General features: G+C 70.3%; 18 protein-coding genes. 13 read left to right on the top strand and 5 right to left on the bottom strand.

All coding sequences use genetic code 11. The features are described from left to right. Positions 1 to 105 precede the first annotated feature (105 nt). Positions 106 to 942, top strand: coding sequence for an alpha/beta fold hydrolase (locus WH85_RS00150; RefSeq protein ID WP_045739536.1), 837 nt, complete (start codon positions 106 to 108; stop codon positions 940 to 942). Further along, the gene (locus tag WH85_RS00145; protein ID WP_045739535.1) at positions 942 to 1,736 is read left to right on the top strand and encodes an alpha/beta hydrolase; all 795 of its coding nucleotides are present in this window, start codon (positions 942 to 944) and stop codon (positions 1,734 to 1,736) included. The genes WH85_RS00150 and WH85_RS00145 overlap by 1 nt, the downstream gene beginning before the upstream one ends. A gap of 214 nt (positions 1,737 to 1,950) precedes the next feature. Here WH85_RS00145 and WH85_RS00140 read toward each other — a convergent pair whose 3' ends face one another. Next, positions 1,951 to 2,370: a cupin domain-containing protein gene (locus WH85_RS00140; protein WP_045739534.1), complete on the bottom strand. Its 420-nt coding sequence runs from the start codon at positions 2,368 to 2,370 to the stop codon at positions 1,951 to 1,953. Between the two features lie 293 nt (positions 2,371 to 2,663). On the opposite strand from WH85_RS00140, the gene WH85_RS00135 reads away from it, so the two are divergent. From WH85_RS00135 to WH85_RS00125, 3 genes are all read left to right on the top strand, one after another. Continuing rightward, the gene (locus tag WH85_RS00135; RefSeq protein ID WP_045739533.1) at positions 2,664 to 3,932 is read left to right on the top strand and encodes a pyridoxal phosphate-dependent aminotransferase; all 1,269 of its coding nucleotides are present in this window, start codon (positions 2,664 to 2,666) and stop codon (positions 3,930 to 3,932) included. 205 nt (positions 3,933 to 4,137) lie between these two features. After that, positions 4,138 to 5,349, top strand: coding sequence for a GAF domain-containing sensor histidine kinase (locus WH85_RS00130; RefSeq protein WP_045739532.1), 1,212 nt, complete (start codon positions 4,138 to 4,140; stop codon positions 5,347 to 5,349). A 26-nt stretch (positions 5,350 to 5,375) separates the two neighbouring features. Next, entirely contained in the window at positions 5,376 to 5,942 is a 567-nt protein-coding gene (locus WH85_RS00125) for a hypothetical protein (RefSeq protein WP_045739531.1), read from the top strand. 1 nt (position 5,943) lies between these two features. On the opposite strand, the gene WH85_RS00120 is transcribed toward WH85_RS00125, so the two are convergent. Both WH85_RS00120 and WH85_RS00115 read right to left on the bottom strand, forming a co-directional pair. Further along, complete coding sequence (locus tag WH85_RS00120; RefSeq protein WP_045739530.1) at positions 5,944 to 7,140, bottom strand: GAF domain-containing sensor histidine kinase; 1,197 nt, start codon at positions 7,138 to 7,140, stop codon at positions 5,944 to 5,946. Further along, a complete protein-coding gene (locus WH85_RS00115; protein ID WP_045739529.1) occupies positions 7,137 to 9,191 on the bottom strand; it encodes an ATP-binding protein in 2,055 nt (684 codons plus the stop codon). The genes WH85_RS00120 and WH85_RS00115 overlap by 4 nt, the downstream gene beginning before the upstream one ends. Before the next feature lie 180 nt (positions 9,192 to 9,371). On the opposite strand from WH85_RS00115, the gene WH85_RS00110 reads away from it, so the two are divergent. From WH85_RS00110 to WH85_RS00075, 8 genes are all read left to right on the top strand, one after another. Continuing rightward, positions 9,372 to 10,526, top strand: coding sequence for a S8 family peptidase (locus WH85_RS00110; protein WP_045739700.1), 1,155 nt, complete (start codon positions 9,372 to 9,374; stop codon positions 10,524 to 10,526). A gap of 127 nt (positions 10,527 to 10,653) precedes the next feature. After that, positions 10,654 to 11,979, top strand: coding sequence for an NAD(P)/FAD-dependent oxidoreductase (locus WH85_RS00105; protein ID WP_045739528.1), 1,326 nt, complete (start codon positions 10,654 to 10,656; stop codon positions 11,977 to 11,979). A 37-nt stretch (positions 11,980 to 12,016) separates the two neighbouring features. Further along, entirely contained in the window at positions 12,017 to 14,242 is a 2,226-nt protein-coding gene (locus WH85_RS00100; protein WP_045739527.1) for an ATP-binding protein, read from the top strand. Between the two features lie 74 nt (positions 14,243 to 14,316). Beyond that, positions 14,317 to 15,447 carry an LLM class flavin-dependent oxidoreductase gene (locus tag WH85_RS00095; RefSeq protein ID WP_045739526.1) on the top strand — a complete coding sequence of 377 codons (1,131 nt, stop codon included), beginning with the start codon at positions 14,317 to 14,319 and terminating at the stop codon, positions 15,445 to 15,447. Beyond that, positions 15,444 to 16,715, top strand: coding sequence for an ABC transporter substrate-binding protein (locus WH85_RS00090; protein WP_052720017.1), 1,272 nt, complete (start codon positions 15,444 to 15,446; stop codon positions 16,713 to 16,715). The genes WH85_RS00095 and WH85_RS00090 overlap by 4 nt, the downstream gene beginning before the upstream one ends. Further along, complete coding sequence (locus WH85_RS00085; protein ID WP_045739524.1) at positions 16,712 to 17,584, top strand: carbohydrate ABC transporter permease; 873 nt, start codon at positions 16,712 to 16,714, stop codon at positions 17,582 to 17,584. The genes WH85_RS00090 and WH85_RS00085 overlap by 4 nt, the downstream gene beginning before the upstream one ends. Continuing rightward, on the top strand, positions 17,581 to 18,384 hold the full coding sequence (locus WH85_RS00080; RefSeq protein ID WP_045739523.1) for a carbohydrate ABC transporter permease: 804 nt from the start codon (positions 17,581 to 17,583) through the stop codon (positions 18,382 to 18,384). Before WH85_RS00085 ends, WH85_RS00080 begins: the two co-directional genes overlap by 4 nt. Before the next feature lie 53 nt (positions 18,385 to 18,437). Further along, complete coding sequence (locus tag WH85_RS00075) at positions 18,438 to 19,370, top strand: 1-phosphofructokinase family hexose kinase (RefSeq protein WP_245673751.1); 933 nt, start codon at positions 18,438 to 18,440, stop codon at positions 19,368 to 19,370. On the opposite strand, the gene WH85_RS00070 is transcribed toward WH85_RS00075, so the two are convergent. Together WH85_RS00070 and WH85_RS00065 are read right to left on the bottom strand one after the other, a co-directional pair. After that, complete coding sequence (locus WH85_RS00070; RefSeq protein WP_045739522.1) at positions 19,363 to 20,745, bottom strand: hypothetical protein; 1,383 nt, start codon at positions 20,743 to 20,745, stop codon at positions 19,363 to 19,365. The genes WH85_RS00075 and WH85_RS00070 overlap by 8 nt on opposite strands. Further along, entirely contained in the window at positions 20,735 to 21,970 is a 1,236-nt protein-coding gene (locus WH85_RS00065) for a tellurite resistance TerB family protein (protein ID WP_045739698.1), read from the bottom strand. The genes WH85_RS00070 and WH85_RS00065 overlap by 11 nt, the downstream gene beginning before the upstream one ends. Positions 21,971 to 22,146: the final 176 nt, after the last annotated feature.

The raw sequence follows: 22,146 nt of genomic DNA, 5'->3' as shown, positions 1-22,146 counted from the left end.
TGAACGTAGGCCGACTACGCATCTCGCCGGATTCGCGCGGCCGGATTTCGGAGGAGCATCGAGCCCGCAGGACGAACGGGCTGACTCGATCTCCGAAGGGGAATCATGGGCTTCGTGACCGCCGCGGACGGCGCGCGGATCTTCTACAAGGACTGGGGCAGCGGGCCGCCGGTGCTGCTCAGCCACGGCTGGCCGCTGAACGCGGACAGCTGGGAGGCGCAGGCGCTCTTCCTGGCCGAGCACGGCCACCGGGTGATAGCGCACGACCGGCGCGGGCACGGGCGGTCCGACCAGACGTGGCACGGCAACGACATGGACACGTACGCCGACGATCTGGCCACCCTGATCGACGCGCTCGACCTGCGGGACCTCACCCTGGTCGGGTTCTCCACCGGCGGCGGGGAGGTGTCCCGCTACGTCGGCCGGCACGGCACCGGGCGGGTCGCCGGGATCGTGCTGGTGTCGGCCGTGCCGCCGTTCATGCTGCGCACCGACGACAACCCGGGTGGCGTGCCGGTGGAGGTGTTCGACGACATCCGGGCCGGGTCGGTCACCGACCGGTCCCAGCTCTACCACGACCTCGCCGACGGGCCGTTCTTCGGCAACAACAGGCCCGGCGCCGACGTGTCCGAGGGCATCCGGGACGCGTTCTGGCTGCAGAGCATGGCGTCCGGGCACCGCAACGCCTACGAGTGCATCGCCGCCTTCTCCGCCACCGACTTCCGCGGTGACCTGGACAGCTTCGACGTGCCCACGCTCGTCATCCACGGCGACGACGACCAGGTCGTGCCGTTCTCCGTCGGCGGCAGCGCGTCCGCCGCCCGGATCAAGGACGCCGAGCTCAAGGTCTACGCCGGAGCACCGCACGGCATCACCGACACCCACAAGGAGCGGCTCGGCGCCGACCTCCTGGCCTTCCTGCGTCGCGAGGAGACACACTGATGAGCACCATCGTTCTGGTCCACGGCCTCTGGATGACCCCGCGCTCCTGGGAGTCCTGGGTGCCCTACCTCGAGGCGCGCGGCCACCGGGTGATCACCCCGGCCTACCCCGGCTTCGAGATCGAGGTCGAGGCGCTCCGGGAGAAGCCCGAGGTGATCGCCGACCTGACCGTTCCGGCCACCGTCGATCACCTAGGCGGCGTCATCGCGTCCCTCGACGAGGCGCCGATCATCATCGGACACTCGTTCGGCGGCACCCTCACCCAGTTGCTGCTCGCCCGGGGCCTGGGCAGCGCCGGCGTGGTCATCGACTCGGCGCCGACCGAGGGCGTGCACGTCACGCCGCTCTCGCAGGTGCGGTCGTTGTTCCCGGCGCTGAAGAACCCGGCGAACTTCCACAAGGCGGTCGGTTTCACCCCGGAGGAGTTCCACTACGCGTTCGCCAACACGCTCAGCCGGGAGGACTCCGACAAGGCGTGGGCGCAGTATGCGATCCCGGCCCCCGGCAACTGGATCTGGGCCTACGGTCTGATCGCCAACTTCAAGCCCGGCCATCAGGAGACGTGGGTCGACTACGACAACGACGACCGGGCCCCGCTGCTCTTCATCGCGGGCGGCGCCGACCACATCATGCCCGCCTCGGTGAACAAGTCGAACGCAAAGAAGTACCACAAGTCCGCCGCCCTGACGGAGTACCACGAGTTCCCCGGCCGCTCGCACTGGACCTGCGCCGAGCCCGGCTGGGAGGCCGTCGCCGACAAGGCCCTGGAGTGGGCCGAGCAGCACAAACGCTGACCCGCCGACGGAGCCAGCGCCCGGCGACGTGACACTCGGCGGTAGCCCGAGACAGGACGGCCCAAGACAGGACGGCCCAAGACAGGGCGGCCCAGGACAGGGGTGTTGGACACTGCCTGGCCCAGCCCTCGCGTGAACAGGTGAGGGCTGGGCCAGGCAGTTGAAGGCATGCCGGGCTCGGACCGGAAGCGACAAGCCGTGTCCGACGCCCGGGTCAGCAGTCGGCGGCGGGGGCGTCTGTCGACAGGGGCTTGCCGGCGGGGGTGGCGTAGACGACGTCCATCACGAGCGGGGTGCTGCCGCGGTTCTCGCCGGTGTGGGAGCGGGGATCGTCGGGGTCCTCCATCAGGCTGTCACCGGTGCGGTAGCGGTTGATCTCGCAGTCCGCGAGGACGTGGGTCAGGGTGCCGCTGCGGATGGTGGCGAAGACCAGGCCGGGGTGGTGGTGCCAGCCGGTGGCGCCGCCGGGGCCGATGGTGATCTCGCGCAGGGTGTACGCGGTGTCGTCGACGGTCCAGTGCCAGACCTCGCGGGTGGTCACCCCGTGCCCGGGTGTCGCGTGGGCGGGGCTCGCGGTGGCCACCGCGCCGGACACCACCACCGTGGTCAGCGCCACCCGGATCATCTCTCGCATGACATCCTCCTCCCGCCTGACGCGTCCACCGGGACTTCCGCCCGGCATGCTCACCGGTACTTGCCGCCCGACGTGTTCACCGGGAGAACCGCCCAGCGCGCTCACCGGGAGAACGAAAAAGTTGATCATTGGTGGCGCGGGAGCGGCCGGAGCGCCGTCACCCAACGGAGTATTCCCAGCGTACGAGCCATTCTGACAAGTTGCTGGGAAAGCAGGGTCGATAAGGCTGAACGAATCCACTTCCATACCCGTACTGGGGGGTGCAACGTCACCGAGGGTTCGGGAGGATCACCGTGGCACGGACGGGAATCGATACGTCTATCCTGCACAAGGGTGCGCACAGCGCCTCGTACTTCGACCTGGCCCGAGCGGCCGGCGAGGGTGCGGAGATCGTCGACTTCTGCATTCCGTGCAACCCGTACTTCCCGACACCGGAGATGTTCGACGAGCTCTCACGGGATCTGAAGAGCATATTGAAGTACTACCCCAGCGACTCGGCGTCGATCACCAAGAAGCTCGCCAGCGTGCTGGGCCTGCACCCGCAGACGGTCGCCATGGCGAACGGCTCGACCGAGCTGATCACCTGGATCGACCACCTCCTGATCAAGGAGAGCGTCGCGATCCCGATCCCGACGTTCGGCCGGTGGACCGACCAGCCGATGGAGACCGGCAAGCGGGTCGACATGTTCCCGCTGCAGGAGCGGGACGGGTTCCGCCTCGACCTCGAGGAGTACGTCCAGTTCATCCGGGAGCGCAAGTCCCGCGTCGCGGTGGTCTGCAACGTCAACAACCCGGACGGGCACTACATCCCGCGGCGGGACGTCATCCGGTTCATGGACGCGCTCAGCGACCTGGACCTGGTCGTCGTCGACGAGTCGTTCATCGACTTCTCGGACGCCGAACGGTACCCGTCGGTGGGCCCGGACGCGGTGATCCGCCCGAACGCCGTGGTGCTCAAGAGCCTGGGCAAGAACTTCGGCCTGCACGGCATCCGATTCGGATACATGCTGGCCAACCCGGCGATCTCCGGCAAGATCGCGAAGATGCTGCCGAAGTGGAACCTCAACTCCCTCGCGGAGAAGGTCGTCCACATGATTTCCGACCACGAGATGGAGTACGAGGAGAGCCTGCGCCTGCTCAGCCGGGACCGCCGGTCGATGGGCCGGGAGCTGAACCGGATCCAGGGCCTGACGGTCTTCCCGTCGCAGGGCAACTTCTTCCTGGTGAAGCTGCCGAACGAGTGGTCCGGCGTGGCGCTGCGCGACTACCTGGTCGCCAACCACGGCATCATGACCCGCGAATGCGGCAACAAGCTCGGCATGACCAGCCAGTTCATGCGTCTCGTGGTGCGTCCCGCCGCCGACGTGGACCGGCTCGTCGACGGGATGATGGAGTACGGGCAGCGTTTCCACAGCCGCGGCGGTTACGACGACCCGATGGAGGCGGCCGGCAACCGTCGCTGGGCCGAGTCGTACGAGGACCAGCAGGCCGACAGCATCGTCCCGTACCCGGGTGGTCAGCGCACCGGTGAGTACACCGCCCGCCGGGCCGCGGTCAGCTGACGTTCCGCCGGCAAACGAAAGCACGGCACGAAAGCACGGCACGAAAACACCGGGCGAAAGCACCGCACTGAAGCACGACATGGAAGCACCGCACTGAAACACGGCACGAAAACACCGGGCGAAGGCACCGGGGCCCACACGGGCCTCGGTGCCTTTCTCGTCATCCGTTCACTCAAGTGTGCAGGTGGCGGGCCGATGAACTGACGTGGACGGCACCCAGGGGAGCGGATCCGAGCGCGACGAGCAGGCGAGGCTCTCCGCTCTGCAGTCGTACCGGCTGCTCGACCGGCCGAAACCCGCGGTGCTGGACGACCTGACCCGGCTCGCCTCGTCGATGTTCGACACCCCGATGGCCGCGGTGTCGCTGGTCGACCGGGACCGGCAGTGGTTCGCCGGCAGTGTCGGGCTGGGTGAGCCGCAGACCCAGCTCGACGTGTCGTTCTGCGCGCATGTGGTCCCGCAGGCGCAGCCGTTGATCGTGCCGGATGCGACGCGGGATCAGCGGTTCGCGACGTACAGCAACGTGGTGGGGCAGCCCGGGATCCGGTTCTACGCCGGTGCGCCGATCATCGACGAGGACGGGTACACCCTGGGCGCCCTCTGCGTCATCGACGACAAGCCGCGGGACGTCACCGACCGGCAGGTGGAGAATCTGGTCGCGTTCGCCGGGCAGGCCGCCACGCACATGACCGCGATCCGGACCCGGATGCGGATGTCGGATCTCGGCGACGAGCTGGCCCGCGCCTCGCAGCGGGAGGACGACCTGGTCGCCACGATCACCCATGAGCTGCGGACCCCGGTCGCCTCGATCCAGGGTTACCTGGAGTTGCTGGGCGACCAGGACGACCTGGCGCCGTACCGGCGGCTGATCGAGCCGATCCACCGCAACGGGCAGCGGCTGGTGGCGATGGTCGACCACATCCTGGCGGGCACCCGGCCGGCCGGCGCCCCGATCCCGGATCACGTCGGCACGGTCGACCTGGTCACCGTGGTGGCGGCCGCGGTCAACGCCTGCCGTCCGCTGATCTCGCAGCGTCCCGCCTCGGTGGAGGTGCACGCCGTGGATCACGTGCCGATCCGCGCCGATCTGACCCGGCTGGCGCACGCGGTCGAGCAGATCCTGCGGAACGCGCTGCTGTTCACCCCGGTCGACCGGCAGGTGCTGATCGCGGTGCAGGGTGGGCGCCGGCCGTCCGTCGAGGTGAACGATCACGGGATCGGCATTCCGCCGGACGAGATGCCGTACGTCTTCGACCGGTTCTTCCGGGGTGCCCATGCCCGCGAGCATGCGGTGCCGGGGGTGGGTCTGGGTCTGACCATCGCGCGCAACATCGTCGAGACGCACGACGGGACGCTGACCGTGACGAGTACGCCAGGCGGGTCCACTGCCCGGATCAGCCTGCCCGGCACGGTCTGACGAGCGGGCCGATCACGACGCCACCGATGAGCATCGACGACCTGACCGGCGCGATCCTGCGGCGCCTCGCCGAACAGGACCGGGTGGTGCCGGAGTACCTCGTCCGGGACGCGCTGGCGGCGGCGCTGGGTGCCCGGTTCCCCGGCGTGGACCCGGGTGTCCTGCGGGTTCCGGTCGCGGTCGCCGATGAGCTGATCACCGGGTTCTGTACGCCGGTGGACGCCGCCGAGGAGGACGCCGCCACGATGCCGGCCGTGCTCAGTGGCGACGAGACCGGCCGGGTGATCACGGCGCTCGGCATGGCCGTACACATCACCGCGTTCAATCTCGATCGTGATCGCCTGCTGGTGGCCCAGGTCCTGAACGGTGCTGCCGCCGCCCTGGTCGCGGTGGGGGCGGCCGCCCGGGCGGCACACGACGACGGCACCGCCGCGGTGTTGCTCTCGCCGGCCACGTTGCGCACCGTGCGGGGCACTCTCGACGGGGTGCTGTCCGGGCTGCGCGACCGGGACTGGCAGGACCGGCACCTGGACCGGTCGACGACCGCAACGCTGATCATCGGCGTCCTGGATCTGATAGGAGACGCCCCGTGAGTCAGAGGGCCGGAAGCTCGACGACGATCGTGGTGCCCTGACCGGAGAGACTCTCCACCCGCAGGGCGCCGTCGTGTCCCTCGACGATCGCCTTGACGATGGTCAGGCCCAGTCCCACCCCGGGGACCTCGGCCTTCTCCGCTTCCGCGGCGCGCCGGAACGGCTGCAGCACGCGCTCCCGGTCGGCCCGGCCGATCCCGATGCCGGTGTCCGCGACCCGCACCTCGACCCGGTCGCCGCGGCGGCCCGCGGTGATCCGGATGCCGCCGTGGGCGGTGAACTTGACCGCGTTGAGGACGAGCCGGTCGAGGGCCTGGGTGAGCCGGGTCAGGTCGACGCCGGCGAACAGGCCCGTCTGTTCCGCCTCGGCGGTGACGGTCAGGCCTTTCGCCTCGGCCAGCGGCCGGTTCTGGGTGGCCACCGCGGTGACCAGCAGTGCCAGGTCGGCCGGGTGCCGGTCGAAACCGCCGTGTTCGCCACTGAGCCGGGCGGCCAGCAGCATGTCGTCGACCAGGGTGATCAGCCGGTCGGAGTTGCGCTGGATGCGTTCCAGGAAGCCGGCGCGGGCGGTGCTGGACAGGTCCGGGTCGTCGAGCACCTCGAGGTATCCGTGGATCGAGCTGAGCGGGGTGCGCAGTTCGTGGGTGACCCGGGAGAGGAACTCGTCCTTGATCCGTTCGGCGTCGCGGAGGCGCTCGTTGAGTTCGCGCATGTCCCGGGCGTAGCGGCGCAGTTCGAGCTGGGAGACGACGTGCCGGGAGAGGGCGCGCAGGCCGTTCTGCTGGGCCTCGGTCAGTTCGCGGGGTTCGTGGTCGGCGACGCAGAGGGTGCCGAGGGGGCGGCCCTCCGGGTCGGCGAGCGGCGCACCGGCGTAGAGGCGGATGCCGGGGGCGCCGGTGACCAGCGGGCTGCGGGCGAAGCGGGGGTCGAGGCGGGCGTCCGGCACGTGGGTGACGCCGTCGGCGTACATGGCGAGGGCACAGAGCGAGGACGACCGCGGGGTCTCGGTGACGTCCGTGCCGATCCGGGCCTTGAACCACTGCCGGTCGGCGTCCACCAGGCTGATCATGGCCATCGGGGTGCCGCAGACCTGCGCGGCGAGCGTCACGATGTCGTCGAAGTCCGGTTCGGCGGGCGTGTCCATCACCCGGTACCCGGCCAGGGCCGCGAGGCGCCGGCGTTCCCCCGTCTGGTTCATCGCACCGGGGTGACGCGCTGCGCACCGAGTGCTCTCGCGTACGCGGACCGGCCCGCCGGCAGGGTGAACGACATCCGGGTGCCGCTGCCGTACGGGTTCGCCATCGCCTCGATGGCGCCGCCGTGCCGGTCCACGATCCGTTTGCAGATCGCCAGCTCCAGCCCGTTGCCGCCGCCGGTGCTCATGCCTTCGCCTCGGTGGAAGTTGGTGAAGATCTCCCGGCGGGCGTTCTCCGGGAGGCCGACGCCGTTGTCCAGCACGTCGATGCGCAGCATGCCGTTCGGGGCCTGCTGGGAGGAGATGCTCACGTACGCGCCGACGCCCGGCGGGACCAGGGCGAGGGCGTTGTCGATCAGGTTCTCCAGCAGTTGCCGGATCAGGACCGGGTCGGCCTCGACCGGGTCGAGCTGGCCGACCTCGAACGACGGCGGGGCGGTGCCGGCGCTGTCGGCCTGGTCGAGGCGGCTGTTGACGATGTCGCCGACCATCAGTGCGAGGTTGACCGTGGTGAGGATGAGTTTGCCGTCGCGGGCCGCGGTGTACGCGAGCAGCCCGTTCAGGAACGTCCGCATCCGGGCCGCAGCCCGCTGGATCCGGTTGACCCGCTCGGCCGGTTTGTAGCCGGCCAGTTCCTGTTCGAGCACCTCGGCCCAGCCCTCGATGGTGGTGAGCGGGTTGAGCAGGTCGTGGGCGACCCGGCCGGCGAACGACATCAGCTCGTCGCGGTGCCGGCGGTCGGTGGTGACGTCGTGGAAGACCACCACCACGTGCTGGGCGCCGCCGGTGTGCACGGCGATCCGGGCCACGTTGAACCGGACGATCCGGCCTTCCGGCGCCGCCGAGTTGCGGATCATGATGTCCATCGGTTCGACGTCCTCGCCGGCGAGCGCCCGCGCGTACGGGAGCTCGTCGTCCTTGAGCGGGGTGCCGTCCGGGTGGAAGAAGCCGTGGTCGGTGCCGGGTGATCCACCGCCGGCGACGGTGTTGAGGTTGCCGAGGATCCGCCCGCCGGCCGGGTTGCGCAGGATCAGCTTGCCGGCCGGGTCGAGGATGGCCAGGCCCTCGGTCATCGAGTTGACGATGGTGGTCATCAGCCCGGCCTTCTCGGTGGCCTCCTCCTCGGAGGAGCTCATCTTGCGGATCAGCGCCTCGCGTTCGTCGCGGGCCAGCGCGATCACCAGGCCGACCACGGCGAGCACGCCGACGTACAGCTGGACGACGAAGGCCCGGGTGCCCTCGTCGGCGACCACCACGAACGGTCCCCGCCCGGACAGGGTGGAGATCCCGGCGATACAGGTGAAGACCATGGTGTGCAGGATGGTGAGGGTGGTGGGCAGGCGGACCGCGGCCCACACGGTGAGCGGCAGCAGGATGAAGCCGATCGGCACGGTGTGGTTGACGCCGAAGATGTAGTAGTAGGACGGCACCGAGACGCCGAAGACGGCGATGCACTCCAGGCCGAGCCGGCTGTTGGTGACCCGCCGCCAGTGGCCGTTGGCCAGGAAGCCGAGGCGCCGCGCGGCGACGCCGAAGATGAGTACGGCGCCCACGTCCCGGGAGGCGACGACGAAGGCCGCGCTGGCGGAGAACTCCCCGGAGGCCAGGGTTTCGCCGCCGACCTCCAGGACCGTGGAGGCCAGCGAGGCGAGCACGGCGGAGAGCACCAGACCCCAGAGTTCGCCGAGCTGGGTCAGCGGACGGCCGCCGCCGCTGAGCTGGTCGCCGCCCCAGAGGCCGGGCAGCCAGCGGCCGGCCGCGACGGCGAAGACCATCGCGAAGACCACGGCGGTGACACCGTGCAGCGCGGCCATGCCCGGGCTCATGCCGGTGACGGCGAGACCGGCGACGGTGAGGACGCCGAGGATCGGGATGTCCAGCCAGCGGCCGCGGGCGTCGTCGCGGACGACCAGCCAGACGGCGGCCACCCCGGCCGCTGGCCAGATCATCGGTTCGCCGATCGAGTCCAGCACGGTCTGCTGGCCGGCCAGGACCGTCACCAGGTAAAGGGGCGCGAAGACCAGTGTGCTGGGAACGGACAACCGACTACTCATCGCACCGCCTCGACAGCTGGAACCGCCCTTCTCACCTTCACATCGGCACGGACGGCGCTCCGCTGAACATCCGGCCCGATACCCGGTCATTGATATATCTGTTTCGATATCTTAAAGACGATCTCCGCAGCTCATACGCTCATGCCCATCGATAGTTACAGGCGTGGGAGAGGAATGAGCATGGCGACTCGACGACAACTCGCCGCCGGACTGGTGGCGGCAGCAGCCGTCCTGGCCGCGGCGAACCCCGCGGTGGCCGCACCGGCGACCGGACAGATCCGGTTCGCCGGCAGCGCGGACGCGATCCCGGGCAGCTACATCGTGGTCCTCAAGTCCGGCGCCCAGCAGGCCGAGGTCAGCCAGGCGTACGGCGCCGCGGTCAGACGCAGCTTCGGCACGGCGCTCAACGGCTTCGAGGCCACCATGAGCGAGACCCAGGCGAAGCGGCTCGCCGCCGACACCGACGTCGCGTACGTGGAGCAGAACCAGGTGGTCCGGCTGAACGCCACCCAGTCGAACGCGACGTGGGGGCTGGACCGGATCGACCAGCGGGCACGGCCGCTGAGCACCACGTACACGTACCCGGTCACCGCATCCAACGTGACCGCCTACATCATCGACACCGGCATCAGGTACACCCACAACGACTTCGGCGGACGGGCCACCTTCGGGTACGACGCGGTCGGCACCGGCGGCGTCGACTGCAACGGCCACGGCACCCACGTGGCGGGCACGGTCGGCGGCACCACGTACGGTGTGGCCAAGGCCGTCAAGCTGGTCGGTGTCCGGGTGCTCAACTGCTCCGGCAGCGGCACCACGGCCGGTGTGGTGGCCGGCATCAACTGGGTCACCTCGAACGCGGTCAAGCCGGCGGTCGCCAACATGAGCCTGGGCGGCGGCGCCAGCACCGCCATCGACAACGCGGTCGCGAGCTCGATCTCCTCGGGTGTCACCTACGCCGTCGCGGCCGGCAACAACAACGCCAACGCCTGCAGCTACTCGCCGGCCCGCGTGCCGACCGCCATCACGGTCGGCGCGACCACCAACACCGACGCCCGGGCCAGCTACTCCAACTACGGCAGCTGCCTGGACATCTTCGCGCCGGGCACCTCGATCACCTCGGACTGGTACTCCAGCAACACCGCCACCAACACCATCAGCGGCACCTCGATGGCGTCGCCGCACGTCGCCGGGGCCGCGGCTCTGGTGCTGTCGCGCAACACCTCCTACACCCCGGCGCAGGTCGCGTCGGCGCTGACCACCAACGCCACGCCCAACGTGGTGACCAGCCCGGGTACCGGCTCGCCGAACCGCCTGCTGTTCGTCGTCCAGTAAAAAACAGCAGACGAAGGAGCGCCGGGAAATGTGACACCACATATCGGTGATCATCATCCCAGCTCAGGAGGGATGTGTGGCCTGCCCTGAACCGTTGTACTGGACGGAACAAGGAGCGTGAGGCCACATGACCGAGCACAGGGTCGTCGTCGTCGGCGCGGGCTTCGGCGGGCGGTACGCCGTCCGGGCACTGAAGAACGCGCCGGCGCACGTCACCGTCCTCAACGGGACCAACCACCACGTCTTCGAACCGCTGATCTACCAGGTCGCGACCGGCGTGCTCTCGCCCGGCGAGATCGCCACCCCGGTCCGGGAGATGTTCCGTCGCCAGCGCAACGCCGAGGTGCTGCTCGGCTGGGTGACCGACATCGACGTCGTGGCGCGGACCGTCACCGCGAACGCCGCGGACGGTGTCGCATACCAGGTCCCCTACGACACTCTGATCGTGGCGGCCGGGACCGGGCAGTCGTACTTCGGCAACGACCGGTTCGCCGAGCACGCCCCCGGCCTGAAGACCCTGGACGACGCGGTCGAGCTGCGCGCCCGCATCCTCACCGCGTTCGAGCGGGCCGAACTGGAGACCGACCCCGCGGCCGCCTCCCGCTGGATGACCTTCGTGATCGTCGGCGCCGGGCCGACCGGCGTCGAACTGGCCGGTCAGATCGCCGAGATCGCGCACCGCACACTGCCCGGCGAGTACCGCCGGATCGACCCACGCCAGGCCCGGATCGTCCTGCTGGACGCCGTCGACCGGGTGTTGCCCACCTTCTCGCCGCGGTCGTCGGCGAGCGCCGCGCAACGACTCCGCAAGATCGGCGTCGAGGTACGGCTGGGCGCGCGGGTCACCGACGTGGACGCCACCGGCGTCGAGATCCTGGCCGGCGACGACACCGAACGCCTCCCGGCGATGACCAAGATCTGGAGCGCCGGTGTCGCGGCCGCCCCGCTGGCCCGCCGGATCGCCGAGGCCACCGGCGCTGCGACCGACCGCACCGGACGCGTCCGGGTCGCGCCGGACCTGACCGTCCCCGGCCACCCGGAGATCTTCGTGGTCGGTGACCTGGCCAGTGTCGACGGCCTGCCCGGCGTCGCCCAGGTCTCGATCCAGGGCGGGCGCCATGCCGGTGCCACGATCCGCCGCCGGCTGGCCGGCAAGCCGGACGGCCGGCCCTTCCGCTACTTCGACAAGGGCAACATCGCCACCGTCGCGCGGTTCTCGGCCGTCGCCGACCTGCGCGGCCTGCGGCTGAGTGGACTGGCCGGCTGGCTGCTCTGGCTGGGCGTGCACTGGGCGTACCTGCCGAAGGGCCGCAACCGGGTCAGCTCGCTGGTGCGCTGGGCCGTCGCCTTCGGCGGCCGGGGCCGCGCGGAGCGGGCCGTCACCGAAGCACAGATCACCGCCCGCGGCGCACTGCGCCGCGCGGAGGCCGAGCGAGCGGCAGCAGAGGTCTGACACTCAGCCGACCGGCGCCGCCATCCGATAGGAGAACGTGGGGAGGCAGCGAAGTCGCGCCGCGGTGGTCAGCACGCTCGTCGCGCTGGCCGGTGTCGTGGTGACCATGAGCATCGCCGCCTCGCTCGACCATCGGGAGACCCTCGCCGGCGACGCACGGATGGACCGGAACGCGACGGTCGCGGCCGCGGCGATCAGCTCGGAGACCCGGCGGTACCTGGACACTCTGCGGACCACGGCGGCCGCGGCCGGTGCGCAGGAGGCGCTCACCGCCACCGAGTACTCGGCGATCACCCAGCCGCTGCGGACCATGAAACTGGCCGGGGCGACCTCGATCGCCTTCCTGGTGCCGGTGCCCGACGGCACGGCCGCGCGGGTGCAGCAACGCTGGCGGGAACGGGGCGTGCCGGACCTCGAACTGGTCGAGCACGGGCCGGGCGACCGGGTCTACTCGATCTTCGGAACGTCGCTGGACGGCCTTCCCGCCCCGGGCGGCGTCGACCTGATGCTGGCCGAGGCGCCCGCGGCGACCCTCACCGAGTCACGCCGCACCGGGCAGCCGTCGGTCTCGGCCCCGTACCAGTTGATCATCGACCGGGTGTTGCCCGCCGACCGGCGGCAGAACTCGTTCGTGCTGACCGCCCCGGTCTACACCGGCGCCGGGCAGACGTTCACCGGCTGGATCATGCTGGGGGTGCGCGGCCAGAACTTCATGGGCGCCACCATGGCCGCGGCCGGGCAGGGCCTGCTGGACATGAGCCTGACGGCGACCAGCAGGACGGACCGGACCGAGACCACCGTCGCCGCGTTGCGCGCCGCGACACCCGGCCTCCGCGATGTGCACCGTACGATCTCGGTGCCGGTCGCCGACGGAACCTGGACCCTGCGACTGGCGGCGCACGCGGCGTCCCTGTCCGGCGCGCACACCGATCTCCCGCTCGTGGTCGGCGCCGGCGGGCTGGCCCTGACCCTGCTGCTCACCGCCCTGATCTGGGTGCTCGCCACCGACCGGGAACGCGCGCACGCCCGGGTCCGCGGGACGACCGCCGAGCTGCGCGCCGGGGAGGCCGAGTCGCAGCGGCAGACCGACCTGCTGCGGACCGTGCTCGACGGGATCAGCGACGGCGTGACGGTGGCCGGGCCGGACGGCCGGTTCCTGCTGGTCAACCCGGCCGCCCGGAGGATCGTCGGACGGCGGGACGCCGACGGCGGGATGGGCACGTGGCAGGCGCACTACGGGTTCTTCCGGCTGGACGGGGCCACGCCGTTCCCGGACGACGAGTTGCCGCTGGCCCGGGCGCTGGGCGGGGAGAACTGCGACCACGTGGAGATCGTGGTGCGCAACGAGGCGTACCCGGAGGGCCGGGTGATCAGCGTGTCGGCCCGGCCGATCGAGACCGCGTCCGGCCGCCGGGGTGCGGTGGCGGTCTTCCACGACATCACCGCCCGCAAACATGCCGAGACCGAGCTGCGCGGGTTCGCCGGGGTGGTGGCCCATGACCTGAAGGCGCCGCTGACCGCGGTCCGCGGGTACGCCGAACTGGTCGCCGAGTGCCTGGAGGGGCTGGCCGAGGGGTACAAGGCGACCGAGGAGTGGGCCGGGCGCAAGGGGCAGCCCGCCTTCCTGGACCGGGCGTTGCGCAGCGCGGACAAGGTGATCGGCGGGGCGGACCGGATGCAGCGGCTGATCACCGAACTGCTCGACTACACCGCGGCCCGCGACGCCACCCTGCGGATCGAGGAGGTGGACCTGCGGGCGCTGGTCGACGACGTGGTGGCCGCCCGGGCCGACGCGCCGCCGGGCACGGAGTCGGCGCCGGAGCTGGCGATCGGTCCGCTGCCCTGGGTGCGGGGTGATCCGGTGCTGCTGCGGCAGGTGCTGGACAATCTGATCGGCAACGCCATCAAGTACACCGCGGCGGACGAGCGCCCGCGGATCACGATCACCGCGCGGGTGGACGGTCGGGGCGAGGCGCTGATCCGGGTGGCGGACCGGGGTATCGGTATCCCGGAGGGCGAGCACGCCGCGGTCTTCGACAGTTTCCACCGGGCCGGCAACGGGGTGGCGGTGCCGGGGACCGGGTTGGGGCTGGCCATCTGCCGCCGGATCGTGGAACGCCACGGCGGGCACATCGAGGCGGAGCCGCATGAGGGTGGCGGCACGGTCTTCGCGTTCACCGTCTGGACCGCGCCGAAGGACAGTTCCGACAATCCCCCGCTATCGATTGACCCAGATGTCCATCCAGCGGGAAGCTCCCGGTGACGGATTGCCTGTTCACGTGCACATACTCTAGCTCGCCTTGTTGATCTATAGGAGTTGTGCAAATATCCTGGACCATGCCCGTGGTCCTGCATTGGTTCCTGCCCACATCCGGTGACAGTCGTTCCATCGTCGGCGACGACGACCGCAGTGGACGCCGCACGCACACCGCCTCGTCCGCCGCCGCCGTCCGCGAGGCCGACATCGACTACCTGGTGGACGTCGCCCGTGCCGCCGAGCGCAACGGATTCACCGGCGTCCTCACCCCCACCAGCACGTGGTGCGAGGACGCCTGGCTGACCACCGCCGCCATCGCCCGCGAGACGCGGACCCTGCGGTTCCTGGTCGCGTTCCGCCCCGGCTCGCTCTCCCCCACGCTGGCCGCCCAGATGGCCGCGACGTTCCAGCGGATCTCCGGCGGCCGGCTGATGCTCAACATCGTCACCGGCAGCGACGCCACCGAGCAGCGGCGCTTCGGCGACTGGCTGGACCACGACCAGCGCTACGAACGCACCGACGAGTTCCTCAGCGTGCTGCGTGGCGCCTGGTCCGGGCCGTACGACTTCGAGGGCGAGCACTACCGGGTGGCCGGCGCGGTCGCCCCGGGCCGGTTCGCCCCGCCGCCGATCTACTTCGGCGGCTCCTCACTACCCGCCCTCGACGTCGCCGCCCGGCACGTCGACACCTACCTGACCTGGGGCGAGCCACCCGCCGCCGTGGCCGAGAAGATCGCCGCGGTCCGCGAGCGCGCGGCCGCCGCCGGGCGCACCCTGCGGTTCGGCATCCGGCTGCACGTCATCACCCGCGACACCGCCGAGCAGGCCTGGTCCGAGGCGAACGCGCTGCTCAGTGCCCTCAGCCCGGAGGAGATCGCGAAGGCCCAGCAGTCCCTGCGCCAGGCCGAGTCGGTCGGCCAGCAGCGGATGCTCGCCCTGCACGGCGGCTCGATCGACAACCTGGAGGTCTCCCCCAACCTCTGGGCCGGCGTCGGCCTGGTCCGCCCCGGCGCCGGTACCGCCCTGGTCGGCAGCCACACCGAGGTCGCCGACCGGATCGCCGAATACCACGAGCTCGGCGTCGACGAGTTCATCCTCTCCGGCTACCCGCACCTGGAGGAGGCGTACCACGCCGGCGAGGGCCTGGTGCCCGAGCTGCGACGGCGCGGCCTCCTCGCTCCCACCCCTTCCTCTCCTGGAGAACCCTCATGAAGTCGTCATTCAGCCGTCGCGACATGCTGCGCCTCGCGGCCGGAGCGGGCGCCGCCTCCCTGCTGGCCGCCTGCGCCGGGCCCGGCGGCGGGGACTCCGGCGCCGCCGCACAACAGGAAGCGGGAGGCGACCTGTCGTTCGCCCACTGGCGGGCCGAGGACAAGGAGGTCTTCGCCCAGATCATCACGGACTTCCAGAAGAAGAACCCGAAGATCACCGTCCAGCAGGACATCTCCCCGTCCAACGACTACCAGAGCACCGCCCTGCAGAAGCTGCGCGGCGGCAGCGTCGGCGACGCGTTCACCGCGTTCCGCGGCGCGCAGTTCCTGGAGATCGCCAAGGCCGGCGTCTGGACCGACCTCACCGGACAGTCCCTGCTCGGCAGGTACGAGCCGGCCCTGATCACCGCGGGCACCGACGGCGGCAAGCAGCTCGGCGTCCCGTACCAGCTGGTCTTCAACACCCCGCTGGTCAACACCGAACTGCTGAGCAAGGCCGGGTACACCGAGGCGCCGAAGGACTGGGACGGGTTCCTCGCCCTGCTGGAGAAGTTCAAGGGCCTCGGCGTCAGCCCGATCGCCTGGCCCGGCGGTGACGCGGCCAACGCCGGTCAGCTGCTCAACGTGATGGTGGTCAACAACGCCCCCACCGACGACGCCCTCGGCAAGATCGAGACCGGCGAGGCCAAGGTCACCGACGACTGGTTCCTCACCGTCCTCAAGCAGTACCAGCAGCTCGCGCCCTACTTCCAGACCGGCTCCACCGGCACCTCCGCCGACGCCGCCCTGGCCCTGTTCGCCCAAGGTAAGGCCGGCCTGCTCGCCACCGGCTCGTTCCAGGTCGCCGGGGTCCGCAAGCTCGGCGCCACCTTCGGCATCGACCTGCTCGCCCCGATCACCACCACCGCCGACAAGGCCAAGTACGAGGGCGTGTTCAACGCGACCTTCATCCTCGGCGTCAACGCCAAGTCCACCAAGCAGGCCGCCGCGCAGGCCTGGCTCGAGCACCTGTCCGACCCCGCGGTCGCCGGCGTCTACGCCAACGGCACCGCCCAGCACGTCACGGTCAAGGGCGTCGAGTACACCAACGCCGACCTCAAGGCCCTCGCGCCCTGGCTCACCAAGAAGACCGCCCTCGCCCCGCGCTTCCAGTTCAGCAACCTCGACGTCCGCGGCGCGGTGGAGAACGCGGCGGTGCAGGTCGTCGGCGGCAAGAGCCCGGAAGAGGCCGCCGAGGCCGCACAGAAGGTCGTCGACCAGAAGAAATGATCAAACGAAACCGGCTGGGCCTCTATCTGTTCGCCGCGCCGGCGCTGGCCCTGTACGGCGGGTTCTTCCTGCTGCCCGCCGTACAGGGCCTGCGGTACGCCACCACCGACTGGGACGGGTACAGCCCCACCTTCACCGAGGTGGGCGCCGCCAACCTCACCGACGTGGTGAGCAACGACGACCTGTTCCGCAACGCGCTCACCAACAACCTCAAGTTCCTGCTGGTGGTCGTGGTCGGGCAGACCCTGCTGGCCCTGCTGCTCGCGGTGCTGCTGGCCGCCCGCAGCCGGTCGTCGACACTGCTGCGGGCGCTGTTCTTCCTGCCCACCGTGCTGTCGTCGGTATCGGTGGCGTTCATCTGGAAGTTCGTCTACGACCCGAACTTCGGCCTGGCCAACACCCTGCTGCAGGCGGTCGGCCTGGGCCGGTTCCAGTCCGCCTACCTCGGCGAGGAGGGCACCGCGATCCTCTGGGTCGCGGTGGCGCAGATCTGGTTCCACGCCGGGCAGATGATGGTCATCTACATCGCCGGCATCAACCAGATCCCGGCGGAACTGTACGAGGCGGCGAGGACCGACGGCGCCGGACGCTGGCAGCAGTTCCGGCACGTCACCTGGCCGATGGTCGCACCGGCCACGGCGCTGGTCATCGCGTACACGACACTGCAGTCGTTCAAGGCCTTCGACCTGATCCTCGGGCTGGCCGGCAATCCGCCCCGGTCCAGCCTCGACGTGCTCGCCACCCGGATCTACACGACGTTCGCGAACTCCCATCTGGGGTACGCCGCCGCCGAGTCGATCGTCTTCATGGTGGTGATCGCGGTCGTCACGATCCTGCAGAACCGAGCCGCGAGGATGGCCCACAGATGACCAGACGCGTTGTACTGGGCATCTACGCCCTGCTGATCGTCGTCCCGCTGGTGGTGATCGTCGGCGGCAGCCTCAAGACCACGCCGGAACTGTTCGCCTCGCCGTTCGGGCTGCCCACCGATCCGACATTGGACAACTACACGACCGTGCTGGCCAAGCAGGACCTGCTGCGGGTGCTGGGCAACAGCGTGCTGGTCGTGCTGGTGTCGGTCCCGGCCACCCTGCTGCTCGGCAGCCTGGTCGCCTTCGCGGTGGCCCGGCTGCCCCGGTGGCCGTCCCGGATCCTCTTCGGGATCTTCGCGCTCGGGCTGGCCGTCCCCGCGCAGGCGATCATGATCCCGCAGTACGTGCAGTTCGACCGCCTCGGGCTGCGCAACAGTCTGACCGGGCTGATGCTGGTGGAGATCGTGGTGACGCTGCCGGTGGCGGTGTTCATCCTGGCCGGGTTCATGCGGACGCTACCCGGCGAACTGTTCGAGGCCGCCGAGATCGACGGGGCGGGGTCGTGGGCGTCGTTCGCCAGGATCGCCGTGCCGGTCTCGTACCCCTCGATGGCCGCCACCGCGATCTTCCTGATCGTGATGCACTGGAACGACCTGCTCTATCCGCTGCTCTTCATCGACGACCCGGACAAACGCACCCTGCCCCTGGCATTGCTGGACTTCCAGGGCGAATACCTGACCGAATACCCGCTGCTGTTCACCGGCGTGGTGGTCGCGTCACTGCCGATGATCATCGCGTACGCGTTCCTGCAGCGGCACTTCGTCGCGGGCATCACCGCGGGAGCCGTCAAGGGCTGAGGTGCTCAGCCAACACACAGGTTCCGCGGCGCCGGGCCGGGTAACGCCAACCCATGGCTCTCCAGGAAAAAGGCACCGTCATGGTCTTCGCCCCGGTGCCGCAGCTGACGGTCACCGTCGAACGGCAGTCGGGCGAGGAGGAGTTGCACGTCCACCCCGGCGGGCAGGGCATCTGGCAGGCCCGGATGTGCGCCGGGCTGGGCGCGTCGGTGACCCTCTGCGCCGCGGTCGGCGGCGAGATCGGCGGAGTCATCGAATCCCTGCTCGCCCAGGAACGGCTGGAGGTACACACCGTCCGCCGGTCCAGCGCCAGCGGCTGGTACGTCCACGACCGCCGCACCGGCTCCCGGGACCCGGTGGCCGAACACGCCGGCGCCCCACTCGGCCGGCACGACCTGGACGAGTTGTACGGCCACGCCCTCGCCGACGGCCTGCGCTCGCGGGTCAGCATCCTGTCCGGCCCGGCCGCACCGGACGTGGTGGCCCCCGAGGTGTACCGGCGCCTCGCCGCCGACCTGACCGCCCACGGCGGCACCGTGGTGGCCGACCTGTCCGGCGACCACCTGACCGCGGTCCTCGACGGCGGCGTCGCCTTCCTCAAGGTCAGCCACGAGGAACTGCTGGACGCCGGCCGGGCCGCCGACGACAGCGTGGAGACCCTGGTCGCCGCCGCCCACGACCTGCGCAAGGAGGGCGCCACATCGGTGCTGATCAGCCGGGCCGACCAGCCGGGCATCGCCCTGATCGAGGACCATCCGATGCTGGTCACCCTGCCCAGCCTGCAGGTCGTCGACCACCGCGGTGCCGGGGACTCGATGACGGCCGGGGTGGCGACGGTGCTGGCTCACGGTGGTGACCTGCGGGAGGCGGTCCGGACCGGGGCGGCGGCGGGCGCGCTGAACGTGACCCGGCACGGTCTGGGCACCGGCCGGCGGGAGGCGATCGAGGAGCTGACCGGCCGGGTCCGGCTGACCCCCATCAGCTAGGGCCTGTGTCGAGGAGGACCTCCCATTGCCTCTCCAGTGCCCGGTTGATGCGGTGGTCGCGGGCGACGGCCTCCTTCACCCAGGCGATGGTGGCGGGCGCCATGGCGAGGAGCTGGTTGTAGTTGAGGGCCGCCGGGTTCATGCCGAACACCAGGCCGGTCTTGAGCAGCGTGCCCGAGGTGGCGATGGTGTGCCCGAGCAGCAGCATGGAGGTGAGTTTGGCGTGCTCCCGTTTCCGCTGCTCCCGGTTGCCGCCGGTGGCGTAGCTGTCGAGCAGCCAGTAGCCGCGGATGATCGCGGACACGACGCCGGGGGTGATGCCCATGGTGAAGAAGTGGCGTAGGTCGTAGCCGTGTGTGTACATGTGCCGGGCGACGTCCGTCCACGGCACCCTGACCCCGGACGGGCCCAGCGCGAACGGGGAATCGACCTGCCCCAACTGGAGCAGGGTGAAAAACGGCGGCTGCAGACCGGCCGGGGTGTAGACGTCGGAGAGCAGATGGCGTACCTGGGTGAGGAGGGCGCTGATCAGGCCGACCGGGTCGGCCCCGGGCCAGACCCGCACCGGGTTCCCGACGCTGTCGATGTAGGTGCCGGTGCCGTGCATCAGATCAGCCACGCCGACGAGGAACCCGAGGGCGGGGTCGTGGCCGAAGCTCTGAAGCCGGTGCGTGTCCGGCCGCATCCCGCTGACCAGGCCTCCGGTGGCCGCCGTGGTGGGGGCGTCGTACGAAACCTTGGCCAGCTTCTCGAACTTCTTGAAGAACTGCTTGTGGATCTGCCGGCCACGATCGCGGTCCTGGAGCCACTTGGTGAGCGGCGATCCCTTCTGCTCCTTGCCGAGGAAGGTTCCGTCCCGGGGGATGCGGACGAGAACGATGTCGAGCAGGGTCGCGACCGCCCCGGCGAACAGGACGACTGCCCAGTCGGTCTTGTCCCAGCTCACGTCGCCGTGTTCCGCGGCGTACGCGCGCAGGCCGCCGGTCATCTGGTCGTGCGGGATCACCTGCTGGATCGGGTCCCGGGTCAGATCGACACCCAGCAGATCCAGCCGGGCCTCGGCGAGCCTGGTGAGCTGATCGAAGTCGCCGCCGGCCGGGACGAGGGGCACGGCGTACCGGGGACGGCCCGACGGTTCGGCACTCGGGACTCCCACCGTGGGCGCCGGCACATGGACACCCAACGCCCGGAGGCGGGCACGAACAGCGTCGAGTTCGGACTCGACCGTGTCCAGGCCGTCGCTGACGCGTTGCTCGCGGTCGAGGATGTCGCTGAGGTCGAAGTCCATCCGGTCGAACAGACCCTGCAACTCGGTCAGCGTCACGGACTGGTGGGCCACGACCGTCGCGGCAGCCGCGAGGTGGTCAGCCGACACTGAGCGGTTCCCGCCGCTCGAAGGCTTCCTGGCTGCTCTGCAGACTCATCAGGGCCTGCTGGAAGGCGTCCAGTTCGGCCTTGAGCGTGATGAGCCGTTCCTCGTTGCGGACGGTCTGGTCGAGGCCGGCCTCCAGCCGGTGAGCGAGGCCCGCGATGTCGTCGGTGAGCTCCGCCATCGCCTGCTGGTGGCACATGATGACCTGCTGGATCAGGAACTCGCGCCGGTTCTCCCGCTCCCGCTCGTTGGTGGCCAGTACGTACCGTGCGCCCTGGTGGACCACGACCCCGAGAATCACCACCGTGCCGATCCCGGTGACCATCGCGCTCAGGCCCAGCAGTCCCCCGAACCCCAGTGCCGCCAGACCCGAGGTGATGCCGGCCCCGCCGAGACCGGAGACGCTGCCGGCGAGGCTGACGGCGGCGATCGGGGTTCCGAACGCGGCCACCTTGGCGACGATCTCCTTGGTGGTGGTCTCCATCTGGCTGGTGGTGACCTTGCCGGCGGCGAAGTCCTCCTCGGCGATCACCAGCCGTTCGGTCGCATGCACGACCTCGCCGGCCGACGCGGGGAACACGAGTCCCGCGACCAGCGTGATCTGTGCCCGCTCGACGTCGGCGGCATGCCGGTCGGCACGCGAAATGCGCACCAGATCGCGGATCAGCATGGTGAACACGGGCTCGCGCCGATCGTCCGCGAGGAGCTCGTGCAATTGCCGGGCCAGCTCTTCCGTGGTGCCGGGCGTCTCCGCACCGCGTTGCGCCGCCGTGATGTCACCGCGCAACGCCGATCGCGCGTCGCCGTCGAGACCGATCGTCGATGCGAAAAGGTACAGATTGGCGATCTCGCGGGGATCGAGAACGGTGTCGACCAACGCCAGGCTCACCAATGTGCGGCAATAGAGCAGCTTCGCCTCAGGGCTGAGCGTGGACAGATCGGTGGAGTCCGCGTCCTCGCGGGAGGATCCCGCCGACAGGCCGGCCGTGACGTCCTCGACCTTCGCTTTCACCTGCTCGGCAGAACGCTTCACCATGTCCTGCGCGTCACCGGCCGCATCGGCCACCCGCTGCCCGACCTCACCGGCCACATCGGCGACCCGCTGCCCGACATCGCCGGCGGTGTCAGCGACCAACTGCCCGACGGCGCCGGCGCTGTCGGCAACCCGCCGCCCAGCCGCGTCGGCGACCGCCTTCAGCCGTCCCAACCCGAGTCCCCGAGGGTTCATCGACATCCCTTTCCCCGTTCTTCGGCGAAAGATTATCGGGAGACATCGGGGGAACGGCGTCCTCCGAACGGCTTCGCGACCGGCGCCATTCGCCTTTCTTCACGTCGGTAATGCGATACACATGCGAGACGCGACACGCACCCCGGGTCGGGGGCAGGATTCACGCGTTGTTCCGC

Origin of the sequence: Actinoplanes rectilineatus, assembly GCF_000962825.1 — a bacterium.
In the GTDB taxonomy this organism is placed as follows: Bacteria; Actinomycetota; Actinomycetes; order Mycobacteriales; family Micromonosporaceae; genus Actinoplanes; species Actinoplanes rectilineatus.
This window is presented reverse-complemented; position numbering and strand designations above follow the sequence as displayed.